This window comes from Micromonospora sp. CA-240977 (genome assembly GCF_050942285.1).
Lineage (GTDB): Bacteria > Actinomycetota > Actinomycetes > Mycobacteriales > Micromonosporaceae > Micromonospora.
This window is the reverse complement of the sequence record NZ_CP192055.1, coordinates 2,038,949-2,061,500: the sequence shown is the minus strand read 5'-3', so window position 1 is coordinate 2,061,500 and position 22,552 is coordinate 2,038,949. Positions and strand designations below refer to the sequence as shown.

Genomic DNA, 22,552 nt, shown 5'->3' with positions numbered 1-22,552 from the left:
TCGGCAACCGACCGCCGGCCCATACGCCATCCATATGCGGTGCCGGAGATACTGGCCGGATGCGGGTGCTCCTGGTCGAGGACGAACAGCCGCTGGCCACGTACATCGCGGCCGGGCTACACAAGCACGGCTGCGTCGTGGACGTGGCACACGACGGTCAGCAGGCGCTGGATAAATGCGACATCACTCCGTACGACGTGGTGGTCCTGGACCGAGACCTCCCGGTGGTGCACGGCGACACCGTGTGCCGGCTGTTGGCGCAGCGCGGCGACGCGCGGGTGCTGATGCTCACCGCGTCAGGTGCCGTGTCCGACCGGGTAGACGGGCTGGCCCTGGGCGCCGACGACTACTTGGGCAAGCCGTTCGCGTTCTCCGAGTTGGTCGCCCGGGTCCGTGCGCTGGCCCGGCGCAGCACTCCGGCCAGACCGCCGGTGCTCCGCACACGGGATGTCGAACTCAACCCGTCCCGACGCACCGCCGAGCGGGGTGGTCGGATGCTGTCGCTCACCCCGAAGGAGTTCGGCGTGCTGGAACGGCTGCTCGCGGCCGACGGCGCCGTGGTGGGCGCGGAGGCGCTGCTGGACAAGGTGTGGGACGAGCATGCCGACCCGTTCACCAACGCCGTGCGCATCACCATCAGCACCCTGCGCCGCAAGCTCGGCGATCCACCACTGATCGACACCGTGACCGGCGCCGGATACCGGATCGCCCCATGAACCGGCGACTGAGCGCCCGCAGCCGGCTCACCGCGGTGTACACCGGCCTGGTGCTGGCCGCCGGGTTCCTGCTCCTGGCTCTGACGTACCTGCTGCTGCTCCGGGGCAGCCTGCAATTGCCCCGGCACCACGAGGACATCAGTGGGCGGCTACGCGGAGAGGTCATCTTCGATCTGCTGACCCGGGCCGCGCTGGCGCTGCTGGTGGTGACCGCGCTGGCCGGGCTGACCGGCTGGCTGGTGGCCGGGCGGATACTGCGGCCGATCCGGACGATCTCCGGAACCGCGAACCGCCTGTCCGCGGAGAACCTGTCCGAACGGATACCCGTCCGCCCGCCCGCCGACGAACTCGCCGCACTGGCCGCCACCATCAACGGCATGCTGGACCGCATCCAGCACGGCATCGCCGAGCGCGACCGGGTGCTGAACAGCCAGCGCCTGTTCGTCGCCAACGCCGCGCACGAACTACGCACCCCACTCACCACCATGCGCACCGCCATCGACGTCACCCTCGATGGCAAACCCGACCGGACCGAACTCGTCGCGATGGCCGACGACATAGCCATCGCCGTCGAAACCACCCAGCGCACCCTCGACGGGCTCCTGGTCCTCGCACGCAGCCAGGCCGGTCCGCTCCGCCGGACGCCCGTGGACTTGGCTCAGGTCGCCGCCGCGGCGCTCGCCGACGCCGCAGATCGGGCGGCGTACGGGGCCGTCACCCTGCAGGCCGACCTGCGTCCGGCGACGGCCAGCGGCGAACCGGTGCTGCTGGAACGGATGGCCGGCAACCTGCTGGAGAACGCGCTGCGGTACAACCACGCCAGCGGAGACGTCACGGTAGCCTCCGGTACCACGAACGGGCACGCGTTCCTGCGGGTCGTCAACACCGGCCCGCTGGTCACGCCGGAGGAGGAACGACGGCTGTTCGAGCCGTTCGTCCGGGGCGCCGGCAACGGCACCCGCGGGGCCGGGCTCGGCCTGTCCATCGTCCGCGCAGTCGTCACCGCGCATGGCGGAGAGATCTCCAGCACCGCCCGGCCGACCGGTGGCATGGACATCGCCGTACACCTGCCGCAGACGCTGGAGGCCCCTGCTTCCCGGTGATGCCTACCCGATCCGCGGAATTACGGCCCCGCGCGACCATCCGGATGTGCTGCCCGGCGATGGACGGCGAGACACTTATCCACTCCGGCCTCAACCCGGCCAATGTGATCGTGACGCCACTCGGCCTACGGATCGTCGATATGGGCGTGGGTAACCAAGGCCGCCACATCGGTCGGACTCGCGTTGCTCGTCCAGGGGCTGCGAACTTGGGATCTGACGGCTTATTTTCCCGTACCGACCACGATCGCCTGAAGATCGGAAACGAGATCCTCGAGCGATGTGGACTGTTGCAGCACGTGGAACGCGTTGGAGGCATGGTAGAAGGCCCGCACCGGCGCTACGCGCAACTGGTGCTCGGCGAGAATCTGCGGAAGCTGCTCGCGTTTCGCAGCCAGCCGCCAGTCCCGGTCGATACGGCCCACATCGAGTCTCACCTGGACGACAGTGTCCGGTGCGTGGCCGTGCTCGGCCAGCAGTTCGGCGTGACGAACGGTGCGCGGATAGCCGAACAGCACCCAGCCGCCCGGCGACCGGGCCAACGTTTCCGCGACGAACTCGGCCAACACCTCGTCCGGTACCAGCTCGCCGACCTGCATGTGGCTCGCGAACCGCCATCCCCACGCCGTGGCGCACTGCACCGCGGCTCGGCAGAGGTCCCCTACGTTATACGCCTGAAGTCCCATGGCCTCGCCGAGCAGCAGCGCGGCGCCCCAAGCGTCGAACACGCCGGGCTCCGCGATGACAGCTATCTTTCGCACGCTCTCACCCCGAACCTCCAGAGAGCGCAGCTTATCCATGACTCGCCTACGCACTCCGGCGCTGGCCCGATCCCGGCGACGAGGCGGGAGCTCCATTCCTGCTTCGGCCGGCACGACGGGAGCCGGTTCGATCCGGGTGGGATGACACTGCGTAGCAACCGATCGGCGGCATGAGCGCGCAATCGCACCCGTCCGTGTGCCTTGATGGCGAGGTCACGAGCCCATCTGGTGCGCCGCCGTTCCTGCCGCCGGGCCGCGGTTCAAGGCCGTTCAGGGCAGGCCGCTGCTCCCAACCTGCTCCCCCTAGACCGGGCTCGCATCAACTCGCACCAACATGCGGGCCATAGGATCCACTTCCATGGTCCGCACCACGCCCCCGCGTCCCCTGGACATCACCGCGCTCTTCCCCGAGCTGCGGGAACATTCCATTACGGCTACCCGGCTGCATCCCCGACCCGGCGCTCCGACCGTTACGGACAGTTCGGTCGGCGGACCGCTGCTGTGGCCGGCCGACGAGGTATGGCCGGTCTGCGACGACGCCGGGGCGCACGAGCCATACAACCTGACCACCCCGTCCGCCCTGCGCCGCAGCCGGGAGATCCTCGCGGTCGCAGAAGCCCGGGAGCCGCTGCCTGGCGGGGACTTCTTGAGTGCCGAGGAGCGGGCCGAACTCGATGCGGCCGACGCTCTGGACCTGGACGACCTGATCGAGGATCCCATCCCGTTGGTCCCGGTCGCGCAGCTGTACCGACAAGACATCCCGGACTACGCCGGCCCGGACGGCACCGACCTGCTCCAGGTGCTGTGGTGCCCGCTGGACCATTCGGACCGGCACTACAGCCCTCGCGTGTTCCTGTACTGGCGCGACAGTTCCGCAGTCGGCCCGCTGCTCGAAGCGCCTCCCGAGCCACCGGTCATCAGCGACATGTACCTGCCGATTCCGTGCGTGGTGCACCCCGAGCAGGTCCGCGAGTACCAATACGCCGATCTGCTCCCCGACGACCTACGCGAACGGCTCGACGAGTGGGATGACGACGAAGACGAGAGCCGCCCCCACTATCAGACCGACTTGTCGCTCGCGCCGGGATGGAAAGTCGGCGGGTACGCGAACTGGTCACTGACCGATCCGTACCCAATGGACTGTGCTGCCTGCGGCACCACGATGACCTTGACTCTCACCGTCGACTCGGGCGACTGGAACGGAATGCACTGCAGCTGGCGCCCGTCCGAGGAGAACCCGACCGCGTCCCCCGACACCGTCGGCGTGCAGATCGGGCGCGGCTACTCGCTGTACACCTTCCGCTGCCCCGAATCATTCGATCACCCCCCGGCCACCGCTGTGCAGTGAACCGGGCTGGCCTCTTCGGGTCCACCGAAGAGCAACGCCTGACCAATTCGACCTCTACTGGAAGGTCAAACCGCACCGCTCCATCACCGTAGGCCAAGGCCTCTCTTTCCTGTCCGCCCGCGGTGAGCACTTCGGTGCGGAGACCACTTCGCCAACCTGCACCCAGCCTGCTCCCCCGCTCCCGCGGCCGCATCGGTCGATCGGGAGCACGCTCACGATCGCCGCGCCTTGTCAGCGGACGAGTGCGCAGGTGTCGAGCGTGAATTAGGGTCGAGCTCCGCCCTCGATGGTGGTGCTTTCTTGCGGACGGAGTGCGGTCAGAAGGCTGTCGAGTTGACCCCAAGCCCGCGCGCTGGCGACGTGGTCAATGTAGTCTCGCGACTCAATGATGAGCCCATTGCGGATACGCATCACGAAAACGCATGGCACCGTGAATGCCTCACCTGTCTCGGCGACCCGCCCCTGATAGGCAAACTCGGCGACAATCACCTCCGGGTCCGCAGTCTCATGAATCGTCACGTCGACCGGCTTACGGTTCAGCGTCCGAGCGACCGGAGGCGGCGCGGTGAAGTGCTCGTGCAGTTCGCTGCGGCTACGCAGCGGCGGCGGGTTGAGCGGGTGGAACGGATGCGTGACATGGGTTTGTTCGGCGTATAGGTCGGCCAAATCTTCGTACGGACCGTCGCAGACACCGTTCACCAGTCGGAGAAAAGTTTCGCGTGGGCTACTCATGCCGGGCTTCCTTCGAATCGGTACATGCCACTTGGGACATGCCGAGGACTACGTCCGGGGATGGCCGGTAGGCCACCGACGGCACCCTACCGACCTCAGCCCCGACTTGACTGCCCCGAAGCGCTTTCGTCGACCGAATGCATTGTCATCGGCTGAGCGGACGTCACCCGTCCAACAAGCGGAGCCACCCGTGTTGACACTTTCGGCGTCGCCTTGAGGGTTCCGCCCCACCAAGGCGGCTGGACCAGAACAACGCCGCGTTACCTCGTCGTGACGGGACCCCTAGGATGCGGGTCATGACCGCAGCGCGCCACCTGGACCAACGGTGAGTCGTGCTCCGCGCAGCGACGGCGTCGCGAACCGGGAGAAGGTCCTGACGGCAGCCTTGCGTACGTTGCAGCGTGACGTGACGGCTCCCATGGCGGTCGTCGCCCAGGAGGCCGGTGTGGGCATCGGGACGCTATATCGTCATTTCCGCGACCGCGAGGCCCTGCTGGTCGCCCTGCAGATCCGCTCCATCGACATAGTTCTGGCCCTGGTCGACGAGGTGCTCAAGCGCGGGGTTCCGGGCATCGACGCGGTACGCGAGTTCCTGGTCGGTACGGTGCGGCACGGTTCCCAGCTCTTCCTGCCGCATCACGGCGCCCCGGCAACGACCGACCCGGAGTACCGGAGTCTTGAGCGGCGTGTGTGGGATGGGGTCAGTCGGATGGTCGAGCTCGGCGCGGCGGACGGAACCTTGCGGGCCGATCTGACGGCCCGCGATGTCATCATCTTCGGTTCGCTGATCGCCGTGCCGATGCCGGGCGTGGGCGACTGGCCGGAGGTGGCCGGCCGCCAGATTGATCTTTTCCTCACCGCGGTGCGCCCCTGCGGATAGCCGTCGCGCAAGGCGCTCACGGTCGGGTACGCGGTGCAGACGTCGGTGGTGACTCCGGCAACGACCAGATTCGGCCTCCCGGTGGCTTGACCGCAGTGACGAAGTCCTGGTCCTCAAGGGCGTTGACCATCCCAGAGCGCCGGATCCGGGTACCGTACTCGGGGGGCGCGATGTCACGCGGTTCGGGCATCAGGGGTCCCTGTCCTTCTCCTCCAGCGGCCTTCGCCAAGGCCAGGGCGTTGGCCTTCACCTGCTCGATCGGCGCCGAGCGGATCCAGCCCATCGCGCCTTCCTGGTGGCCGTTCAGCGGCACGGCCGTGTCCTGCGGGGTGAACAGGTCGACTGTCATCGGTCTCCTCCAGCAGCGAGTCTCCCTTATCCGGACGCAATATTCCGTTTAGCGGCCTCGCCACCCGGGGAAGGAGGAGGGCGTCAGCAGGATCCCGTCGCTTCGAGGAGGCCTGATGAAAGGGTTCACCCGGAGAGTCCTCGCCGTGGGGTCCGCCGGAACGTTCGCCGGACTGGTGGTGCCAGCCCTGGCTGAGCGCGGCGCACACGTCCGCGGTCTGGTGCGCAGCTGGCGCACCGTTCTGGACACCGGCGTGCGCGCCTACTTCGACGAACTACACAAGGAAGGACAAGCAGCATGACCGCCTTCAACCGTGCCGCCCCTGCCATCCCGGACGACGACTCGACCCGAACCCTGACGGTGGCCAACCCCGACGACCCCGCAACCACCTACATCTCCCTCGCCGGGGGCAACTACGCCATGCTGATCACCGGCAAGCAGACCAACGGGCAGTACTGCCTCATCGACATGCGCGTGCCCGACGGCGGCGGCCCGCCGCCACACCGGCACGACTTCGAGGAGATGTTCACCATCCTCGAAGGCGAGATCGAGTTCACCTTCCGCGGCGAGAAGCACAGCGTGCGGGCCGGCTCCACCGTGAACATCCCGGCCAACGCCCCGCACAACTTCCGCAACGTCTCCGGCGCGCCCGCCCGCATGCTGTGCATGTGCACCCCCGCGGGCCAGGACGAATACTTCATGCGCGTCGGCGACGAGGTCGCGAGCAAGGACGCGCCGCCGCCGCAGCTCACCGACGACGAGATGGCGGAACGCCGGCAGCGCGCAGCCGAGCTGGCTCCCGCCTACCGCACCGAGATGCTCTGACAGTTGGGCGAGTACCAGGCCGACCGCCTCCGCTCAACCGTGACGCAACCCGCGGGTCGCAGAGCGTTACGGCCTCGGTATGGATCGGAAACAGTGCCGGGCAAGCATCGGACGGGTGACCGCATCGTCCATGATCGATACGCACTGCCCCTACTGCGCCATGCAGTGCGGGGTATCCCTGACGATCGGCGACGGGCCGCCTCTGCTGGCGCCCACCGACTTCCCGGTCAACAGGGGCGGTCTGTGCGCCAAGGGATGGACGGCTGCCGAACTTCTCGACCACGGTGACCGGCTGCTGAGCCCGCTCGTCCGTAAGGATCCCGGCGATCGCGCCAGCCCGTTGCGACCGGCGGACTGGGACGAGGCCCTCGACCGTATCGTCGACGCCATCCGTACCAGCCAACACCGGTACGGCCCCGACAGCGTCGGGGCCTTCGGTGGCGGCGGGCTGACCAACGAGAAGGCGTACGCGCTGGGCAAGTTCGTCCGGGTGGCGCTGCGGTCGGCGTCGATCGACTACAACGGCCGGTTCTGCATGTCGTCCGCGGCGACCGCTTCGAACCGCTCCCTCGGGATCGACCGTGGCCTGCCGTTCCCCCTGGCCGACATCGCCCAGGCGCAGGCCGTGCTGCTGGTCGGCGCAAATCCGGCTGATGCGCTGCCGCCGTCCATGCAGTACTTCGACGCCGGACGGGCCGCTGGCGCACGGCACGTCGTGGTCGACCCCCGCCGTACGACCACCGTGGGGGGAGCTCATCTCCACCTGCAGCCACTGCCGGGCACGGACCTCGCACTGGCGAACGGGCTGCTGCACGTCGCGATCCGTGAGGGCCTGGTCGACGAGACGTACGTGCGCGACCGCACGAGCGGCTTCGACGCGGTCCGGGCCACCGTCGCGGCGTACTGGCCGGACCGGGTGGAGCGGATGACCGGCGTACCGGAACGGGACCTGCGGGAGACGGTACGGCTGCTGGCGGCCGCCACGTCGGCGATGGTGCTGACCGCCCGCGGCGCCGAGCAGCACAGCAACGGCACCGACACGGCGCAGGCGTACCTCAATCTGGCCCTCGCCCTCGGATTGCCCGGACGGCCCTTCTCCGGCTACGGCACGATCACCGGGCAGGGCAACGGGCAGGGTGGCCGCGAGCATGGGCAGAAAGCCGACCAACTGCCCGGCTACCGGCGCCTGGACGACCCCGCGGCGCGCGCACACGTCGCGGCCGTCTGGGGCATCGACCCGGACGAGCTGCCCCGGCCGGGCCGGTCGGCCTGGGAGATGCTCGACCGGCTCGGGACCGACGACGGAGTACGCGTGCTGCTCGTGCTCGCCAGCAACATCGCCGTGTCGGCGCCGCACGCCAACCGGGTGATGGACCGGCTGCGGGCGCTGGACCTGCTCGTCGTCTCCGACATCTTCCTCTCCGAGACCGCAGCCGTGGCCGACGTGGTGCTGCCCACGGCTCAGTGGGCGGAGGAGGACGGCACGATGACGAATCTGGAGGGGCGCGTCATCCGCCGTAAGCGGGCCCTGTCACCGCCGCCGCAGGTCCGCACCGACCTGCGGATGCTCGCCGACCTCGCCGGCCGGCTCGGCCGCGGCCGCTACTTCGACGACGATCCGCGCCGCGTCTTCGACGAGTTGCGCCGGGCCAGCGCCGGCGGGACAGCCGACTACGCCGGAATCACCTACGAACGCATCGAGGCGGAGCAGGGGGTCTTCTGGCCATGCCCGAGCGAGGACCATCCGGGTACGCCGCGGCTGTTCACCGACCGGTTCCCGACCGCCGACGGGCGGGCGAAGTTCTTCCGGGTGGAGCACCGCGATCCGGCGGAACTGCCCGACGCCGACTACCCGTACGTGCTGACCACCGGCCGCAACATGCAGCAGTACCAGAGCGGCAACCAGACCCGCCGGGTCGGCGCCCTGACCATGGCGCTGCCCGACGCCCGGGCGGAGCTGCACCCGGACCTCGCCCGCCGGCACGGCATCGCCGACAACGACGTGGTGGAACTGCGCAGCCGACGCGGGCGGGCCTTCTTCCGGGCACGCCTCACCAACGGCATCCGCCGCGACACCATCTTCGCACCGTTCCACTGGGGCGGCAGTTCCGCCGTGAACGCGCTGACCGACCCGGCGCTCGACCGCCACTCGCGGATGCCGGCCTTCAAGGCCTGCGCGGTGTCGATCGCGCGCGCGGGCGGCCCGGACGACACCGACCTGCTGACCACCCGACCGCCCAACCCAGCGTCTCAATGAGCAAGGGAGCATCGCTGTGCACACCACTCCCCGTTTCCTGCAAGGCGTCTACAGCTTTGAGGGCAAGGGCCTCGACCGCCCCGGCCTCGTCGACGGCACGCTCAGCTACGTGGTGCCGGGCGGCGTCGTGGCCCAGCCGGTCTACTTCCGCGGCGGCAATGCCAGCGCCGAGTTGATCTGTGTCCTGCTCATGCGCGACGGCCAGCCGATGCGGTACTTCCCGATCGGCGCCAAGTCCGACGTCCACGTGCCGCTGCGGGTGGTCGAGGACCTCGACTCCGGCACCAGTATCGAGGTGCACGTGGCGGCGCCCGCCGGGGTGTCCGGCACCGTGATCGTCGACCTGGGGCTGGTCGAGGTCTGATGGACGTCGTCGACAAGCGCCGGCGCCTCGTCGTGGTGGGCAACGGGATGGCCGGCGCCCGCACGGTCGAGGAGATCCTCGAACGCGGCGGGGGCGACCAGTTCGCCATCACGATGTTCGGCGAGGAGCCGTACGGCAACTACAACCGCATCCTGCTCTCCAACGTGCTCTCCGGGGCTGACGACGAGGCCGGCATCTTCCTCAACGACATGTCCTGGTACGCCGAGAACGGCATCACCCTGCACGCCGGCACCCGGGTCATCCGCATCGACCGCTTCGCCCGACGGATCTACGCGGACGACGGCACCGAGACGCCGTACGACAAGCTGATCATCGCCACCGGCAGCCGGGCGTTCGTCCCGCCGATTCCCGGCATCCACCGCCCGGGGCGCGGCTACCACCAGGGCGTGTTCGCGTTCCGCACCATCGACGACACCCGCAACATGATCCGGTACGCCCGGGAGCACGAGCGTGCGGTGGTGATCGGCGGCGGCCTGCTCGGTCTGGAGGCCGCGCGCGGCCTGCAGAATCACCTGCCCCACGTGACCCTGGTGCACGCCGCCGGCCATCTGATGAACGCTCAGTTGGACGCTCAGGCGGGCGCCATTTTGCGGCGCAGCATCGAGCGACTCGGCATCGAGGTCGTCCTCGGCGCGCACACCACCGAGGTGCTCGGCAAGCACGCCGTGACCGGGGTCAAGCTCAAGGACGGTCGGACCGTGGCCTGCGACGTCGTCGTCGTCGCCGCCGGCATCCGGCCGAACGCCGAGCTGGCCGCGACCAGCGGGCTGCCGGTGGAGCGGGGCATCGTCGTCGACGACCAGATGCGCGTGCAGGACGAGGTCGACATCTACTCGGTCGGCGAGTGCGCCCAGCACCGCGGCGAGACGTACGGCCTGGTGGCTCCGTTGTGGGAGCAGGCTCGGGTGCTCGCCGACCACATCACCGGAACGAACCCGAACGCGGCGTACCACGGCTCTCGGCTGGCCACGAAGCTCAAGGTGGCGGGCGTGGACGTCGCTTCAATGGGCCTGAAGGAGGCGGAACGCGACGACGACGAGACGGTCGTCTTCGCCGAGCCGCGCAGGGGCGTCTACAAGAGCATCATCATCCGCGACGACCGGCTTGTCGGCGCGACCCTCCTCGGCGACGTGCGGAAGGTCGCGTTCCTCATGCAGGCCTTCGACCGTGGGCTCGCCCTGCCGAAGGAGCGGGTCGAGATGTTGTTCGACCTCGGCGCGCCGTCGGCCGACGTGAGTGCCGCGGAGCTCGGCGACGACGTGCAGGTGTGCAACTGCAACGGCGTCACCAAGCGGGCGCTGGTCGGCACCGTTCAGGGTGGCGTGAAGACGCTCACCGGTGTCATGGACGCCACCCGTGCCGGCAAGGGCTGCGGGTCGTGCAAGGGCCTGGTCGCCCAGATCGTCGAGTGGGCCGCTGACGGCAAGGTCGAGGACGACCCGGCCGCGAGCTGGTACGTCCCCGGTGTGCCGATGCCCAAGGCGGAGCTGATGACGGTGATCCGCGACCACGGCCTGAAATCCGTCTCCGCGGTGTTCGCCACCCTCGTGCCCGGCGCCGCGGAGGACGCGAAGAGCAAAATGGGCCTGGCCTCGCTGCTGAAGATGATGTGGGGCGACGAGTACATCGACGAACGCGACGCCCGCTTCATCAACGACCGGGTGCACGCCAACATCCAGCGAGACGGCACCTTCTCGGTGGTCCCGCAGATCAAGGGCGGCGTGACCACACCGGCGCAGCTCAAGCGGATCGCCGAGGTGGCGGAGAAGTACTCCGTACCACTGGTCAAGATCACCGGCGGTCAGCGCCTCGACCTGCTCGGCATCCGCAAGGAAGACCTGCCGGGGGTGTGGGCGGACCTCGACATGCCGTCCGGGTACGCGTACGGCAAGAGCTTCCGGACGGTGAAGACCTGCGTCGGCTCCGACTTCTGCCGCTTCGGCGTCGGCGACTCCACCGCTCTCGGCATCGCGATCGAGGACCGGTTCAAGGGCATCGAGGGCCCCGGCAAGATGAAGCTCGCCGTCACCGGCTGCCCCCGTAACTGCGCCGAGGCGTACGTCAAGGATCTTGGTGTTGTCGCCATCGACGGCGGCAAGTGGGAGATCTACGTCGGCGGGGCCGCCGGCGCCCACGTACGCAAGGGGGACCTACTCGCCGTCGTCGACTCGCCCGACGAGGTCATCACGCTGACCGGCCGGTTCCTGCAGTACTACCGGGAGAGCGCGAACTGGTTGGAACGCACATACGCGTGGGTGCCCCGGCTCGGCATCGACCACATCCGTGCGGTGGTCGTCGACGACAGCGACGGCATCGCGGCGCGGCTCGACGCGGCAATGGATGCCTCCGTGGCCGCGTACCGCGACCCGTGGCTGGAACGGCGCGACCCGGTTACTCCAGGGCAGTTCCGCACCTCCCTGCCGTTGGCGGTCCTGCCTCAGGTGCCGGTCCGCGAAGCCGTACCGGTCGCTGTTCCGGGGCCGGTGGTGCCGTCGATCGGCTCCGCCGTGCCGGGGCCGGGCTCGGTAACGAACGGCTCGGCCGGCAACGGCCATGGCGGCAACGGCCACAAGGGGAACGGCGCCGGTCCGGCATCCGCGAGGCGGGCGTGATGGCCAAGCTCGTTGCCGTGGAACACCGGCTCGGGCCGGTCGACGAGATCCCCCACGGGGAGGGGCGTGCCTACGCCGTGGGTGACGACATGATCGCCGTCTTCCGGCTGCGTGACGGCAGCCTGCGCGCGGTGTCGGCGGTCTGCCCGCACGCCGGCGGGCCGCTCGCGGACGGCCTGGTGGATATGAAGGTCGTCGTCTGCCCCCTGCACCAGAACACCTTCGAGTTGGCGACCGGCTGTTCGACCACCGGTCAGTCCCCACTCACTGTGTACCCGGTCCGCGCCGACGCCGACGGACGACTGGTGGTGGGCCTGCCGCCCGCCTGAGGAGCGAATCGATCAAAACCCCTAACCCCTGCCGTGCAAAGGCGGCTTCATGCAGTTGATGCGGCCGACCAATGCCGATGACTCGCTGCCGGCGTTGCTGGTCGACTCCGCAACGCACACGCATTCGGCAACCTCCCAAGACGATCGAAAGTAGCGCGACTCCCAGGGCCATGGAGAGTAGGGCGGGTGAGCCGGCGAGGTACAAGCAGTCCGAGCGAGCGGAGATGCGTCGGCCCTGAAAAACGGCTCAGCGCTCTGCGTTCCGCGCCACCCAAAACACGATGAGCGCCGCGATGACGACGATCAGAAAGACGCATGCTATCCCCCCGGTGATGCCCATATGGCGAAATTACCGTGTTGTGCACAGCGGGGGACTCGGTTTCGAGGATGCACCGGGTCCGACTTCGAGGCGACACCCGCCCGCGCTCGTCCAGCCTCGGCCGCCACCGTTGAGGTCAACGACTGATGTCAAGTCGCCGCCGCTGTCGGCTCGGGCTGCTAACCGCGCCCGGTCGCTGCCGGCCGTACTCGTCCTGGCCGGTTGCTGTCGCCGTTGCTGTCGAACGGCAGTGGGAAGCTGCCGGCCTGTCCCTACTGCCTGAGGTCCCAGTCGTGTCGCTGAACACCGAACTCCGCCGTGGCCTGTTCCATGGCATCGGCAACGGAGTCATGCAAGGTGTCGGTCATCTCCTCGTTGCTGTCGTCGCAGTAGAACAGGTAGGCCTGCGGTTCATCACCGTCGTACTGCACGATGCGCAAGACCACTGGGGGCGGCACCTCGACGCGACGTCCGTCGGCATAGCCGTAGTAATGGCGGGTGAACCCGGTAGGCCGATGCTGCGGCCCCAACCGGACCTCGGCCAGAACCCTGGGCTCCACCACGTCGACCATGTGAGGACCTTTCTGCCGGTGGGACCTTGACCCAGGAGCGTTCACCCTCAGCTCTGGAATCGCGTTGATCTACACGCGGCGTAGCGACATGAAGCGCGATGCAGATCTGCGGGGCCGCAGAGAGGTGGAGTTCAGCCGATGGCGCCTTCGATCTTGTCGGTCAGGTCGAGGATGTCAGGGACGGCGTCCAAGACGGTGACCTCCACCAGGGCGCCATCGCGGCCGAACCGGCGGCGGTACTCGTCGTAGGGGTAGTCGGCGATTGGCACCCAGGATCGGTGTCCTCGCATGGGGTGGTTCTTCTGCGTTACCGCCCCGGAGTTGAGCCGGCAGAGTTCGATTCGTGGGCCGTATCGCTCGACGAGGGCGCGGGTGTCGACGTGCAGGACGACTTGGTCCTCGGCGCGGTACTCCTTTGCTTGACGCAGCCGTTCCAGTCGCTCGGCGCTGGCCCAGAAGAAGACCCGAGAGTTGATGGTGGCGAGGTACTCGGCCAGCGAGGAGTCAGGATCGATCTTCTCGGCGATGAATTTCATCGGCTTCTGATCGCGGATCACGGCCGGCGGCAGGCCGGACGCGCGCAGAACAGTGGACTGCTTACGAGGCGCACTCAAGAGTCGCTCACGCTCGCCGGCATCAAGGCCGAACACATCGATCAGTTGCCGCGTGGACAGCAGGCCATGCCGTTGCACCGATGGCCAAGCAGTCGCCGACATCGTGTGGAAGACCTGCGGATGACGCGCGATCAGTTCCTCGACGTCCATGCTGGCCATGATGCCGAACGTCCACGAGTACGGGCCATCAGCGATCCGGTCGGCATCCCCCATCACCCGGTTGACGGGAGGTCTGCAGCGCTGGCGCTCTACGCCGCTACCCCTACGCCTGCCGAAACAGCCGCTACCCGTAACGATTGGCTCGCGCCCATGAGCGCATGCTCAGGGTCAGGAAGGCTCGAGCGGATGCTCTCGACTGATCCCCTGATCGACAGGCATGAGTTGTGTCGGCTGGCCGTGGGAGACTCTCGCGCCGTGGACGTTGACGAGTTTTGGGCGGTCGTGGAGTCGGCCGGAGCGGGTCTGGACGGGCGGACCGGCGACGACGGTGAGGCCGTTGCCGCGGCGCTGGTGACACGCTTGGCCGCAACATCACCGGAGGGCATCCTCGAATTTCAGGAGCTGTTCGATCAGCTCCATGACGCCCTTTACCGATGGGACGTGTGGGCGGCTGCGTACCTGATCGGCGGAGGATGCTCGGACGACAGCTTTATCGATTTCCGGGCGGGTGTCATCGCGCTGGGGCGCGAGTGGTACAAGCGTGTCCTGGCCTCCCCCGACGGACTGGCTGACCATCCCGTGGTACGACAAGCGGCGGCCGAGGAAGACGACGGCGCGCTGTTCGCCGAGTCTGTGAACTACGTAGCCAGCGAGGCCTACGAGCAGGCCACGGGCGGCGACGACGACGCCTTCTACGAAGCGATGAAGGCCCGCCAGCACGTTGCGGTCGGCATCGACGAGGCCCGCGAACCCGACATGGGTGAGGACTTCGACTTCGACGATGACGACGAGATGCGGCGTCGGCTGCCCCGGCTGGCCGAGCTGTTTCTCGGCCCCGGCGAGGACTGATCTCGGCAGCTCGGCCCTGAGGCGTGTGGATACGGGCGGACCAAGCTAGTACTGGTGTCCGAGGGGGGATTCGCCGCTACCCTGCGGTCAGCCGGTAGGCGCGGATGATCGTCTGGGTCAGCGTGGCGCCGGCGGCGTCGGTGGCGGTAGCCCGCAGCGAGGCGTACCCGGGTCCAGCGGGGTGCCGGACCGTGGCGGTCCAGCCAGCCGCTGTCGCCCGCAGCGACGCCGTCGACCAGGTCGCGCCGTCGTCATAGGAGATCTCGACGGTCAGCCTGGTGGTCTTTGGCGCAGGTGCGCCGGGTTGACCCCCGACGGTCACCGGCAGGTCGAAGGCGCGGCCCGCCGGGGCGGCATTGTCCGCGTTCAGGGCCGGGGTGAACCGCACTGCTGACAGGGGCAACCGGACTGGCTGCTCGCCGGCAACGTGACCGGAGCGGAACGTCCATGCCGCGCTGAGCCGGGTGGTCAGATCGCCGGCGCTGCGAGTGTCGGCGACCTCGATGCGGTAGTCGGCGGTCTCCGGCGGCACGGTGAAGGATCCGCCTCCGGACTGGGGGAATTCGCCGACCAGTTCGCCGTCGCGATACAGGGCGGTGCGGGAACTGGTGGTCGGCACGTGCGACCCGGCGTGCCCGGCCCGGTCGCCGTACAGCGGGAGGGCGACGTTGATCCGGTCGCCGGTGCGGCTCGCCCACTGCCACGCAGCCTCGCCCCGCATTCCGAAGGCGGGACCGGTCGGCCCCGCGTTCCAGTGGTCCCGGTAGAGCCCACCGGCCAGGTAGGCCGTCGGCTCCCGGTACAACCGGCCCTGTGCGACGAAATGCCCGTCGTGGTCATGGCTGCCCGGCAACAGCTCCGCCGTCCATCGCACGCCGGTCTGGTGGTACTCCACCCGGGTGCCGGGCAGCGTGGTCGGGACGACCAGCGAGCTGACGCCAGCGAGCGCCGGTGTGAAGGACGGGGACACCGTACGCCGCGCCGGCTGCCCCGGCGTCGACGCGGCGAAGCGCTGGTACACGGCCGCGAAGTCGCCGGCACTGTAGTGCCGGGTGAAACCGTTCGGCAGGCTACCGGGGAACGTCTGCGCCACCGCGTACAGGTAGGGGCTGTCGGCGAAGTCGCCGGCGCCGTCGGGCCTCGCCCACTGCGCGGCCACGCTGCCGATCATCGCGTCCGGCGCCGCCGGGGCGCCGACCTGCCCGACGCGGACGCCGGACACGGCGTCGCCGGTCAGGAACATGCCCGACGGCCAGGACTGGTACGCCGGATAGAAGCTGTATCCGACGTCGACGAAACCCAGCCGGGCGGACCCTTCGGGCACTGTCGGCGTGACCGGCCCGGCCGCCCGCGCGTCCAGGGTGACAGTGAGGTCCCGGGTCAGGTCGACCACCGGCTGGACCATCAGGGTGGTGTCCGGCCCGGAGCCGAGGTACGCACCCAGGTTGTAGCGGCCCTTGCGCAGCCGCACGGTGGAAACTCCGTCCGTGTCCACCACGGGCCACTCCGCGACGTTGTGGTCCCACCCCGACACGGCGGCGAACGCGTCCTGGGTGGGCGAGCCGTTCCGGCCGAGGTAGCGAATCGTCAGGTCGTAGCTCTGCTCCTCCGCGTCGGTCTCGGTCGGCGCGACGTCGGCACGGACCCGCGCCGCGCCGCGGTACCGGTCCCGCACCAGGCCCGTGACCTCGAACTGCTGCCGGTCGACGGCGCCGGCACGGACCTGCGCCAGCGTGTCCTGGGGCAGCACGTAGACGCTGCCCGCGGTTCGCACGACGGCGAACCGCATGCCGGCGCGGTCGGGGCCGGGCCGTACCGACAGGTTGTTTCCGGCGGGGTCGGCGACCGACACCTGGTCACCGGTGCGCAGCGTCACCGTGTACGGTCCCGCCGGCCGCTGCGCCGCCGAGGGCGCCGACGTCGTACCGGCCTCGCCGCCGCCGGCCGTCGTCAGGGCCAGCGCCGTGCCGGTGGCGATCACCGCGGCCACGTATGTGATCGATCTGGTCAAGGTGAAGCTCCTCTCACGTCAGAAGGGGTTCGGGCGGATCAGGAACGGGGGGGCTCGGCGTCCGAGAACCGGGCGTCCAGCAGCAGTGACGCCTCCGACTTCTGCTCCCGCGCGAGCAGCGATCCGGAGTCCGGGTCGATGACCAGCCGGGTCTCGACGGAACTACCGTCCGCGTTGCGGTAGGCGTGACTGATCCCGACCCCGGCCCGGCCCTTCGCGTCCCGGACGTTCTCCGACACGGTCAGCCCCGGCAGGTCGGCCAGCATCCGGTAGGTCGCGGCGCGCACCGCCGGGGGTGCCGGCAGTTGGCTCAGCAGCGCCCAGGACTCCGAGAAGAGCATCTCCGCCTGCCACCTCGCGGCCTCGTCCGGCGTCCGGGTGCCGCCCCGGCCCGCCGCGTCGTCCAGCTCGAGGAGGTAGGCCCTGAGCATGTCCGGGTCGGTGGGCAGCGCCCGGACCTGGCCGTACGTGAGAGACCTGCCGCCGATGTCGAAGCTGACGCCGGGCCTGACGGAGATCTGGCGCGGGCCGGGTCCGGCCGACAGTTCTCGGCGCGGGCTCCGCTGACCATCCGGCCCGGTCAGGGGCCACGTCGTCGGCGACCCCGCCGCCCGCCAGGCGGTTTTGTCGGCGTCGCTGACCGGGGCGGCGCCGAGCCACCGGGCCACGACGACGACGTCCCCACCGGATCGCAGCGAGTACCAGGTCTGCACCTCGGTGCGCCCGAGGACGTGGTAGTCACCGACGTCGTAGACGTGGCCGAGCTCCACCTTGGTCACCCAGTTGCCCTCGGTCGCCGCGGCGGCGTTGGCGGTCTTCTCGGCCGTGGCCAGCAGGACGCCCCGGGCCGTGACCGGCACGGCCGGCGCGGCGGACCGGGCCGTCGGCGGCGACTCCGCCGGCGGATCCGACACCGAGCCGACGGTCACGCCAACGACCACCGCGACGGCGACAGTGGGCAGCAGCCCGGCCAGGACCAGGCGGCGGCCGGCACGCCCGACGGCTCGCGCCGGCGCGGGCAGGACAGGGAAGGACGGAACGGGCCGGTCGGGCGCGTCGTCCAGCACTGCCGGGCGCGCCTCAGCGATCAACTGCAACGCTCGACGATGGCGGTTCATCGGCGGATCTCCTCTACGGGACGGGACGGGGCAGCGGCGGCTGACTGTTCGGCGAGAGCGTGCTCGAAACGCCTGCGGGCACGGTGCAGCCGTACGAGGAGGGTGGCGGTGGTGCAGCCCACCACCCTCGCGGCCTCCCGGGCCGACAGGCCGTGCCATCCGACCAGCGTGAGAAGCTCCTGGTCTGCGGCACCGAGCGCGTCGAGCGCCGCGAGGGTCGCCGCCCGGTCCGCCACGACCTCGGCGACATCGCCCTCGACAGCGGCCGACACCTGCGACAGCAGGCTGAGCTGGCGGGCCGCGTCCCGGTGCTGCTCCAGCACGACGTTGCGTGCCACTCCGAGCAGCCACGGGAGGGGATCGGCGGGGAGGGCGTCGAGCCGCCGCCATGCCACGAGGAAGGTGTCGCTCACGATGTCGTCCGCAACGTCGCGCCCGGCCCGGCTCACCGCGTAGGCGTACACCTGGCGATGATGTCGGCCGAACAGCGTCGCGAACCGGTCACGCGCTGAAGGGTGTGTCACTCGCGCTGCTCCTTGGGAAGGGTTCGTCGTCCAGTAGTGACGGCGGAAGCGCGATCCTTACCGACCAGCACGGAAAAAGTCGCCATAGCGGCGAGCCCGGTCGACCACCGCGCCTTGATCGCCGTAGAGCCCGACCGCCTGGAGCCGGTACGGCCCAGGACGCCCTTGATCGCGACGCCTTCAACGTCGGTGTGCACTACATCGACTACGCCACCCCGGACTGGTTCTGCTCGCCATCTGCTACGGGCTGGCTCACTTGTCGCCCTGGGACTGTTCGCCAAATCCCCGGAAACGGCGGGTCTGGCCTCCGTACCACTGGTCATGCTGCCGTTCTTCAGCAGCGCCATCGTGCCGGCCGACAAGATGGGACCCGGCCTGCGGGAGTTCGCGCAGTACCAGACGGCGCACCAGCCGCCAGCGACGTGATCCCCGCCCTCGCCTGGTGCGTCGGCATCGTCCTCGTCGGATACTTCTGGGCCCGGTCCACGTTCAGGAAGCGAGCGTGACCGTCACCACCTGACCCCAGCCCACCTCGGTGCCCTCCAGCGCCGCCTCGGCGAACACCGCTTCGCCGAGGCGGCGCCGCACCGTCCGCTCGATCCTCGCCACATCCGGATGGGAAAGATCCGGCAGTCCGCGCACCGCGGCGCTCGCCCCGAGCAACCGCGCGGCCTGCTCGTACTGGTCGAGGCGCAGTGCCAGGTCCGCGACCCCGACGAGCACCTGGGCGATCAGGGGCCCGTGTCCCGTCTCGGTCGCCGTACGGAAGGCGGCGATGCGGTGTTCGCGAGCCTCGTCGAGGTCCTCGGCAAGGTAGCCGAGCAGGTCATGTGCCACGGTACGCACGTAGGCACGCCTGGCCTCGTCGCCCAACATCGCCGTCGCGACGTCGAGCTGCCGGCGTGCCTGCTCGGCGTCGCCGCGCCAGCGGGCGAGATCCGCCCTTGCCAGGGCCAGCTCCGCCAGAGCGTTCGGCCAGGAGACCTGCTCGGCGAGCCGCTGCGCCTCCGCGAGAGCGGCCGCGCTCGACTCGGCATCCCCCGACAGCCAGTACAACTGGGCCTGCCGCGACCGCATCGACACGACATCCTCGTTGGCGCCGACCTCGGTCACGACCGCGATCGCCTGTTCGTAGTACTCGCAGGCACCAGCGAACTCGCCACGCATCGCGATCCGGTTCGCCAGTTCGGTCAGGGCGAATGACGTCCCCCACCGGTCACCGAGGGCACGGAATTCGCCGAGCGCCGTCTCCAGGTGCACGTCGGCGTCGTAGCCGTCGTGGCCGAGCACGATCCGCAATCTGCCGAGGTGCAGCCGGGCGAGGGCGCGGAGCCAGGGATCCTCGTCGGTGAGCAGCTGTTCGAACGCGGGCATGGCCGCGTCCGGGGCGTGCAACAGGCGTTCCAGTGCGGCGACGAACCTCAGCGCGCGGTGGTGTCTGGGGACACGTTGGCTGATTTCGTACGCCTTGCGGATCCACTCCTCCGCCTGGTGCTGATCACCCGGCCCCCAGGTCGCGAGGTCACGAACGGAACGACCAGCGTGTACGCCGGCGTGGACGGCGCGTGCGTACACCACGGCCCGGCTCTCGTCGGCCACCTCGCCCGGCAGGGCAGCGGCCGCCATGATCAGCTCATTGCCCTCCGCCCTGTGTCCGCCGAGCCACCAGTACCAGCCGGCCGCGGCAGCGAGCCGCATCGCCCCGTCGGCCTCGCCGGCCGCGATCGCACCGCGCATCGCCGCACCGATGTTGTCGTGCTCGGCATCGAGCGTGGCAAGCCATTCCAGTTGCTCAGCGCGGTAGAGATGCGGCTCCGCGGTTTCGACGAGTTCGGTGAAGTACGCGAGGTGCGCGCGGCGGGCCGATTCCGACTCCCCCTCCTCGGCGAGACGCTGCTGGGCGTACTCCTTGATCGTGCCGAGCATCCGGTAGCGCGGCGCTCTCACCCCCTCGATGAGCACCAGCGACTTCTCGGTCAGCGCGGTCAGCAGGTCGAACACCTGATCCGTCTCGACCGTGTCGCCGACGCAGACCCGCTCGGCCGCCTTCAGGCTCGCTCCACCGGAGAACACCGAGAGCCGGTGCAGCACCACCCGCTCGGCGTCGCTGAGCAGCTCCCAGCTCCAGTCGATCACGGCACGCAGCGTCCGGTGCCGCGGCAGTGCCGTGCGGCTACCACCGGTCAGCAGGCGGAACCGGTCGTCGAGCCGGTCGGCGAGCTGGTCGAGGGACATGGTGCGCAACCTGGCCGCGGCGAGTTCGATGGCCAGTGGCATCCCGTCCAGCGCACGGCAGACGCGCGCCATCATCGCCAACGTGTGGACGTCGGCCGCGAGATCCTTGCGCACCGCGCCGGCCCGGTCCCGTAGCAGCCGTACGGCCGGCGCGGACTCGATCTCGGCCGGGTTCGCGTTCTGCGCGGGCAGGACCAGTGGCGCGACCGGCCACAGTGACTCACCGGTGATGCCGAGTGGTTCCCTGCTCGTCGCGAGGATCCGAAGCCCTCGGCACTCTCCGAGCACCCGATGGGCGAATGTCGCCGCCGACTGGATCACGTGCTCGCAGTTGTCCAGCACCAGCAGCATTGCCCGGTCGCGGACCGCGGCGATGACTCGCTCCGTCGGCTCCGCGCCCGGTGTCTCGCCGAGCAGGGCATCCCGGAGGCCGAGCCCGGCGAGCGTGGCCTGCGCCACGTCACCGTCGGCGCCGACGGCCGCGAGCTCCACCAGCCAGACCCCGTCGGGCAGGTCGCCGAGCAGCGTGCGCGCGGTCTCCGTGGCCAACCGGGTCTTCCCCGACCCACCCGGCCCGATCAGGGTGGTGAGCCGATGGTCGCCGATGAGCTCGCAGACCGCGGCAACGTCGGCGTCCCGGCCGACGAAGCTGGTCAGCTCGACACGCAGATTCGTCTTCCGCTCCTCGTCCCGCCGTCCCACCTCACGCCGCAGGAGTGCGACGTGCAGCGCGGACAGCTCCGGTGCGGGATCCACACCCAGCGTGTCAGCCAGCGCTTCCCTCGTACGCTCGTACACGAGCAGCGCCTCGGTGTCGCGACCGGTCGCGACAAGTGCCCGCATCAGCGCGGCGACAAGCCGCTCTCGCAGCGGTTGGGCGGCGACCAGGTCGGTCAGTTCCGCGATCAGCTCTGCGCCATGGCCGCGGCTGATCTCCGCCTCGAACCGATCCTCCATGGCCGTCAGGCGTAGCCGCTCGAGCCGGGTGACCGCCGCGTCGAATGCTGCGCTGTCCGGCAGATCGACATCCTGCATGGCGGCGCCGCTCCACAACGCCAGAGCCTCACGCAGCAGACGTACCCGTTGCGGGTCGTCGTCATTGCGGACTCGGGCAGCGGTGATCAGGCGTTCGAAACGCACGGCGTCGACGGCGTCGGGTCCCACCGCCAACCGATAGCCGTCCGTCTGTCCCTCGATCGATCCCTGCGGCAGGACCTTGCGCAGCCGGGAAATCAGACGGTGCAGGGCATTCGTTGCGTCGGCGGGGGGAAGTTCACCCCAGATCCAGTCGAGGAGCGTCGCCTTGGAAACCACGCGACCAGGTTGCAGCGCGAGGGCGATCAACAGCCCGCGCAGCCGCGCGCCCGGCACGTCGGCCAGAGCGCCATCGTCCGTGCGAACCTCGAAACGCCCAAGCATCTCGATCTTCACCGGGCAGATCCTGCCACGGGCGGCAGTGCCCTACCCCCACGGGTGAGTCGATCGCTGATCTCACATCGGCGAACGCGGCTCATCTGCCCACGTCCAGTGTCGGCGTTCCATGCTCAATGCCCTCGCCAATCTCGCGCACGGCTGGCAGGTGGGCATCCGGTCCGCCTATCTACCGAAGCACTGATGAGTGCACCACAGCCGCAGGTGGCACCGCTCGGCCGGCGTGCGGCACCACGGGAGCACCAGGATAGAACGGGTGGCCTTGAACCAGCATCGTGATGGGCGTTCAGGACGCCGCTTTTACACGTGCCAGAGCGCAAACGGGGATGGGACCGTCGCAGCCCGGTGTCCGGGCTGCGACAGCCGCCGAAGGTTGCTACCGTTTGTCAGGCGGGTCGTTGGCGAGGTGTTGCAGGCGCTCTGTCG

At 69.4% G+C, this 22,552-nt stretch carries 20 protein-coding genes and 1 pseudogene; 12 read left to right on the top strand and 9 right to left on the bottom strand.

Annotation, left to right across the window (positions count from 1 at the left end; genetic code table 11):
• Window positions 1-59 precede the first annotated feature (59 nt).
• Window positions 60-716 carry a response regulator transcription factor gene (locus tag ACQPWW_RS09640; RefSeq protein WP_433131171.1) on the top strand — a complete coding sequence of 219 codons (657 nt, stop codon included), beginning with the start codon at window positions 60-62 and terminating at the stop codon, window positions 714-716.
• Window positions 713-1,819: a sensor histidine kinase gene (locus ACQPWW_RS09635; RefSeq protein WP_433131169.1), complete on the top strand. Its 1,107-nt coding sequence runs from the start codon at window positions 713-715 to the stop codon at window positions 1,817-1,819. Before ACQPWW_RS09640 ends, ACQPWW_RS09635 begins: the two co-directional genes overlap by 4 nt.
• Before the next feature lie 221 nt (window positions 1,820-2,040).
• Here ACQPWW_RS09635 and ACQPWW_RS09630 read toward each other — a convergent pair whose 3' ends face one another.
• Window positions 2,041-2,544, bottom strand: coding sequence for a nucleoside monophosphate kinase (locus ACQPWW_RS09630; RefSeq protein WP_433131167.1), 504 nt, complete (start codon window positions 2,542-2,544; stop codon window positions 2,041-2,043).
• 391 nt (window positions 2,545-2,935) lie between these two features.
• Between ACQPWW_RS09630 and ACQPWW_RS09625 the strand changes: the two genes are divergently transcribed.
• Window positions 2,936-3,925, top strand: coding sequence for a hypothetical protein (locus ACQPWW_RS09625; RefSeq protein ID WP_433131165.1), 990 nt, complete (start codon window positions 2,936-2,938; stop codon window positions 3,923-3,925).
• Window positions 3,926-4,189: 264 nt separating this feature from the next.
• Here the strand turns inward: ACQPWW_RS09625 and ACQPWW_RS09620 are convergent, their stop codons facing one another.
• Window positions 4,190-4,657, bottom strand: coding sequence for a nuclear transport factor 2 family protein (locus ACQPWW_RS09620; RefSeq protein ID WP_433131163.1), 468 nt, complete (start codon window positions 4,655-4,657; stop codon window positions 4,190-4,192).
• A 325-nt stretch (window positions 4,658-4,982) separates the two neighbouring features.
• On the opposite strand from ACQPWW_RS09620, the gene ACQPWW_RS09615 reads away from it, so the two are divergent.
• Window positions 4,983-5,537 carry a TetR/AcrR family transcriptional regulator gene (locus ACQPWW_RS09615; protein ID WP_433131161.1) on the top strand — a complete coding sequence of 185 codons (555 nt, stop codon included), beginning with the start codon at window positions 4,983-4,985 and terminating at the stop codon, window positions 5,535-5,537.
• Window positions 5,538-5,553: 16 nt separating this feature from the next.
• Here the strand turns inward: ACQPWW_RS09615 and ACQPWW_RS09610 are convergent, their stop codons facing one another.
• Entirely contained in the window at window positions 5,554-5,886 is a 333-nt protein-coding gene (locus ACQPWW_RS09610) for a hypothetical protein (protein WP_433131159.1), read from the bottom strand.
• Between the two features lie 115 nt (window positions 5,887-6,001).
• On the opposite strand from ACQPWW_RS09610, the gene ACQPWW_RS09605 reads away from it, so the two are divergent.
• From ACQPWW_RS09605 to ACQPWW_RS09580, 6 genes are all read left to right on the top strand, one after another.
• The gene (locus ACQPWW_RS09605) at window positions 6,002-6,187 is read left to right on the top strand and encodes a hypothetical protein (protein ID WP_433131157.1); all 186 of its coding nucleotides are present in this window, start codon (window positions 6,002-6,004) and stop codon (window positions 6,185-6,187) included.
• Window positions 6,184-6,711, top strand: a complete 528-nt coding sequence (locus ACQPWW_RS09600) for a cupin domain-containing protein (RefSeq protein WP_433131155.1) — start codon at window positions 6,184-6,186, stop codon at window positions 6,709-6,711. Before ACQPWW_RS09605 ends, ACQPWW_RS09600 begins: the two co-directional genes overlap by 4 nt.
• Before the next feature lie 130 nt (window positions 6,712-6,841).
• Window positions 6,842-8,968 (top strand): molybdopterin oxidoreductase family protein, encoded by a 2,127-nt coding sequence (locus tag ACQPWW_RS09595; protein WP_433134250.1) that lies wholly within the window; start codon window positions 6,842-6,844, stop codon window positions 8,966-8,968.
• Window positions 8,969-8,984: 16 nt separating this feature from the next.
• Window positions 8,985-9,332: a molybdopterin oxidoreductase gene (locus ACQPWW_RS09590; protein ID WP_357134558.1), complete on the top strand. Its 348-nt coding sequence runs from the start codon at window positions 8,985-8,987 to the stop codon at window positions 9,330-9,332.
• Window positions 9,332-11,965 (top strand): nitrite reductase large subunit NirB, encoded by a 2,634-nt coding sequence (nirB, locus tag ACQPWW_RS09585; RefSeq protein ID WP_433131153.1) that lies wholly within the window; start codon window positions 9,332-9,334, stop codon window positions 11,963-11,965. The genes ACQPWW_RS09590 and nirB overlap by 1 nt, the downstream gene beginning before the upstream one ends.
• A complete protein-coding gene (locus ACQPWW_RS09580) occupies window positions 11,965-12,294 on the top strand; it encodes a Rieske (2Fe-2S) protein (RefSeq protein ID WP_433131151.1) in 330 nt (109 codons plus the stop codon). The genes nirB and ACQPWW_RS09580 overlap by 1 nt, the downstream gene beginning before the upstream one ends.
• 591 nt (window positions 12,295-12,885) lie before the next feature.
• Here ACQPWW_RS09580 and ACQPWW_RS09575 read toward each other — a convergent pair.
• Both ACQPWW_RS09575 and ACQPWW_RS09570 read right to left on the bottom strand, forming a co-directional pair.
• The gene (locus tag ACQPWW_RS09575; protein WP_433131149.1) at window positions 12,886-13,185 is read right to left on the bottom strand and encodes a hypothetical protein; all 300 of its coding nucleotides are present in this window, start codon (window positions 13,183-13,185) and stop codon (window positions 12,886-12,888) included.
• Between the two features lie 131 nt (window positions 13,186-13,316).
• Window positions 13,317-14,012: a DUF7002 family protein gene (locus tag ACQPWW_RS09570; RefSeq protein ID WP_433134248.1), complete on the bottom strand. Its 696-nt coding sequence runs from the start codon at window positions 14,010-14,012 to the stop codon at window positions 13,317-13,319.
• Window positions 14,013-14,213: 201 nt separating this feature from the next.
• Here ACQPWW_RS09570 and ACQPWW_RS09565 point away from each other — a divergent pair, with 201 nt between their 5' ends.
• Window positions 14,214-14,807 (top strand): DUF4240 domain-containing protein, encoded by a 594-nt coding sequence (locus tag ACQPWW_RS09565; protein ID WP_433131147.1) that lies wholly within the window; start codon window positions 14,214-14,216, stop codon window positions 14,805-14,807.
• 76 nt (window positions 14,808-14,883) lie between these two features.
• On the opposite strand, the gene ACQPWW_RS09560 is transcribed toward ACQPWW_RS09565, so the two are convergent.
• The 3 genes from ACQPWW_RS09560 to ACQPWW_RS09550 are packed head-to-tail and all read right to left on the bottom strand — an operon-like array spanning window position 14,884 to window position 18,460.
• Window positions 14,884-16,818 carry a hypothetical protein gene (locus tag ACQPWW_RS09560; RefSeq protein ID WP_433131146.1) on the bottom strand — a complete coding sequence of 645 codons (1,935 nt, stop codon included), beginning with the start codon at window positions 16,816-16,818 and terminating at the stop codon, window positions 14,884-14,886.
• 38 nt (window positions 16,819-16,856) lie between these two features.
• Window positions 16,857-17,936, bottom strand: a complete 1,080-nt coding sequence (locus ACQPWW_RS09555) for a CU044_5270 family protein (protein ID WP_433131144.1) — start codon at window positions 17,934-17,936, stop codon at window positions 16,857-16,859.
• The gene (locus ACQPWW_RS09550; RefSeq protein WP_433131142.1) at window positions 17,933-18,460 is read right to left on the bottom strand and encodes an RNA polymerase sigma factor; all 528 of its coding nucleotides are present in this window, start codon (window positions 18,458-18,460) and stop codon (window positions 17,933-17,935) included. Before ACQPWW_RS09550 ends, ACQPWW_RS09555 begins: the two co-directional genes overlap by 4 nt.
• Before the next feature lie 245 nt (window positions 18,461-18,705).
• Here ACQPWW_RS09550 and ACQPWW_RS09545 point away from each other — a divergent pair.
• Window positions 18,706-18,966, top strand: a pseudogene (locus ACQPWW_RS09545) (ABC transporter permease); the annotation flags it as partial.
• Here the strand turns inward: ACQPWW_RS09545 and ACQPWW_RS09540 are convergent.
• Entirely contained in the window at window positions 18,950-22,126 is a 3,177-nt protein-coding gene (locus tag ACQPWW_RS09540) for a BTAD domain-containing putative transcriptional regulator (protein ID WP_433131140.1), read from the bottom strand. The pseudogene ACQPWW_RS09545 and the gene ACQPWW_RS09540 sit on opposite strands and share 17 nt — an antisense overlap.
• Window positions 22,127-22,552: the final 426 nt, after the last annotated feature.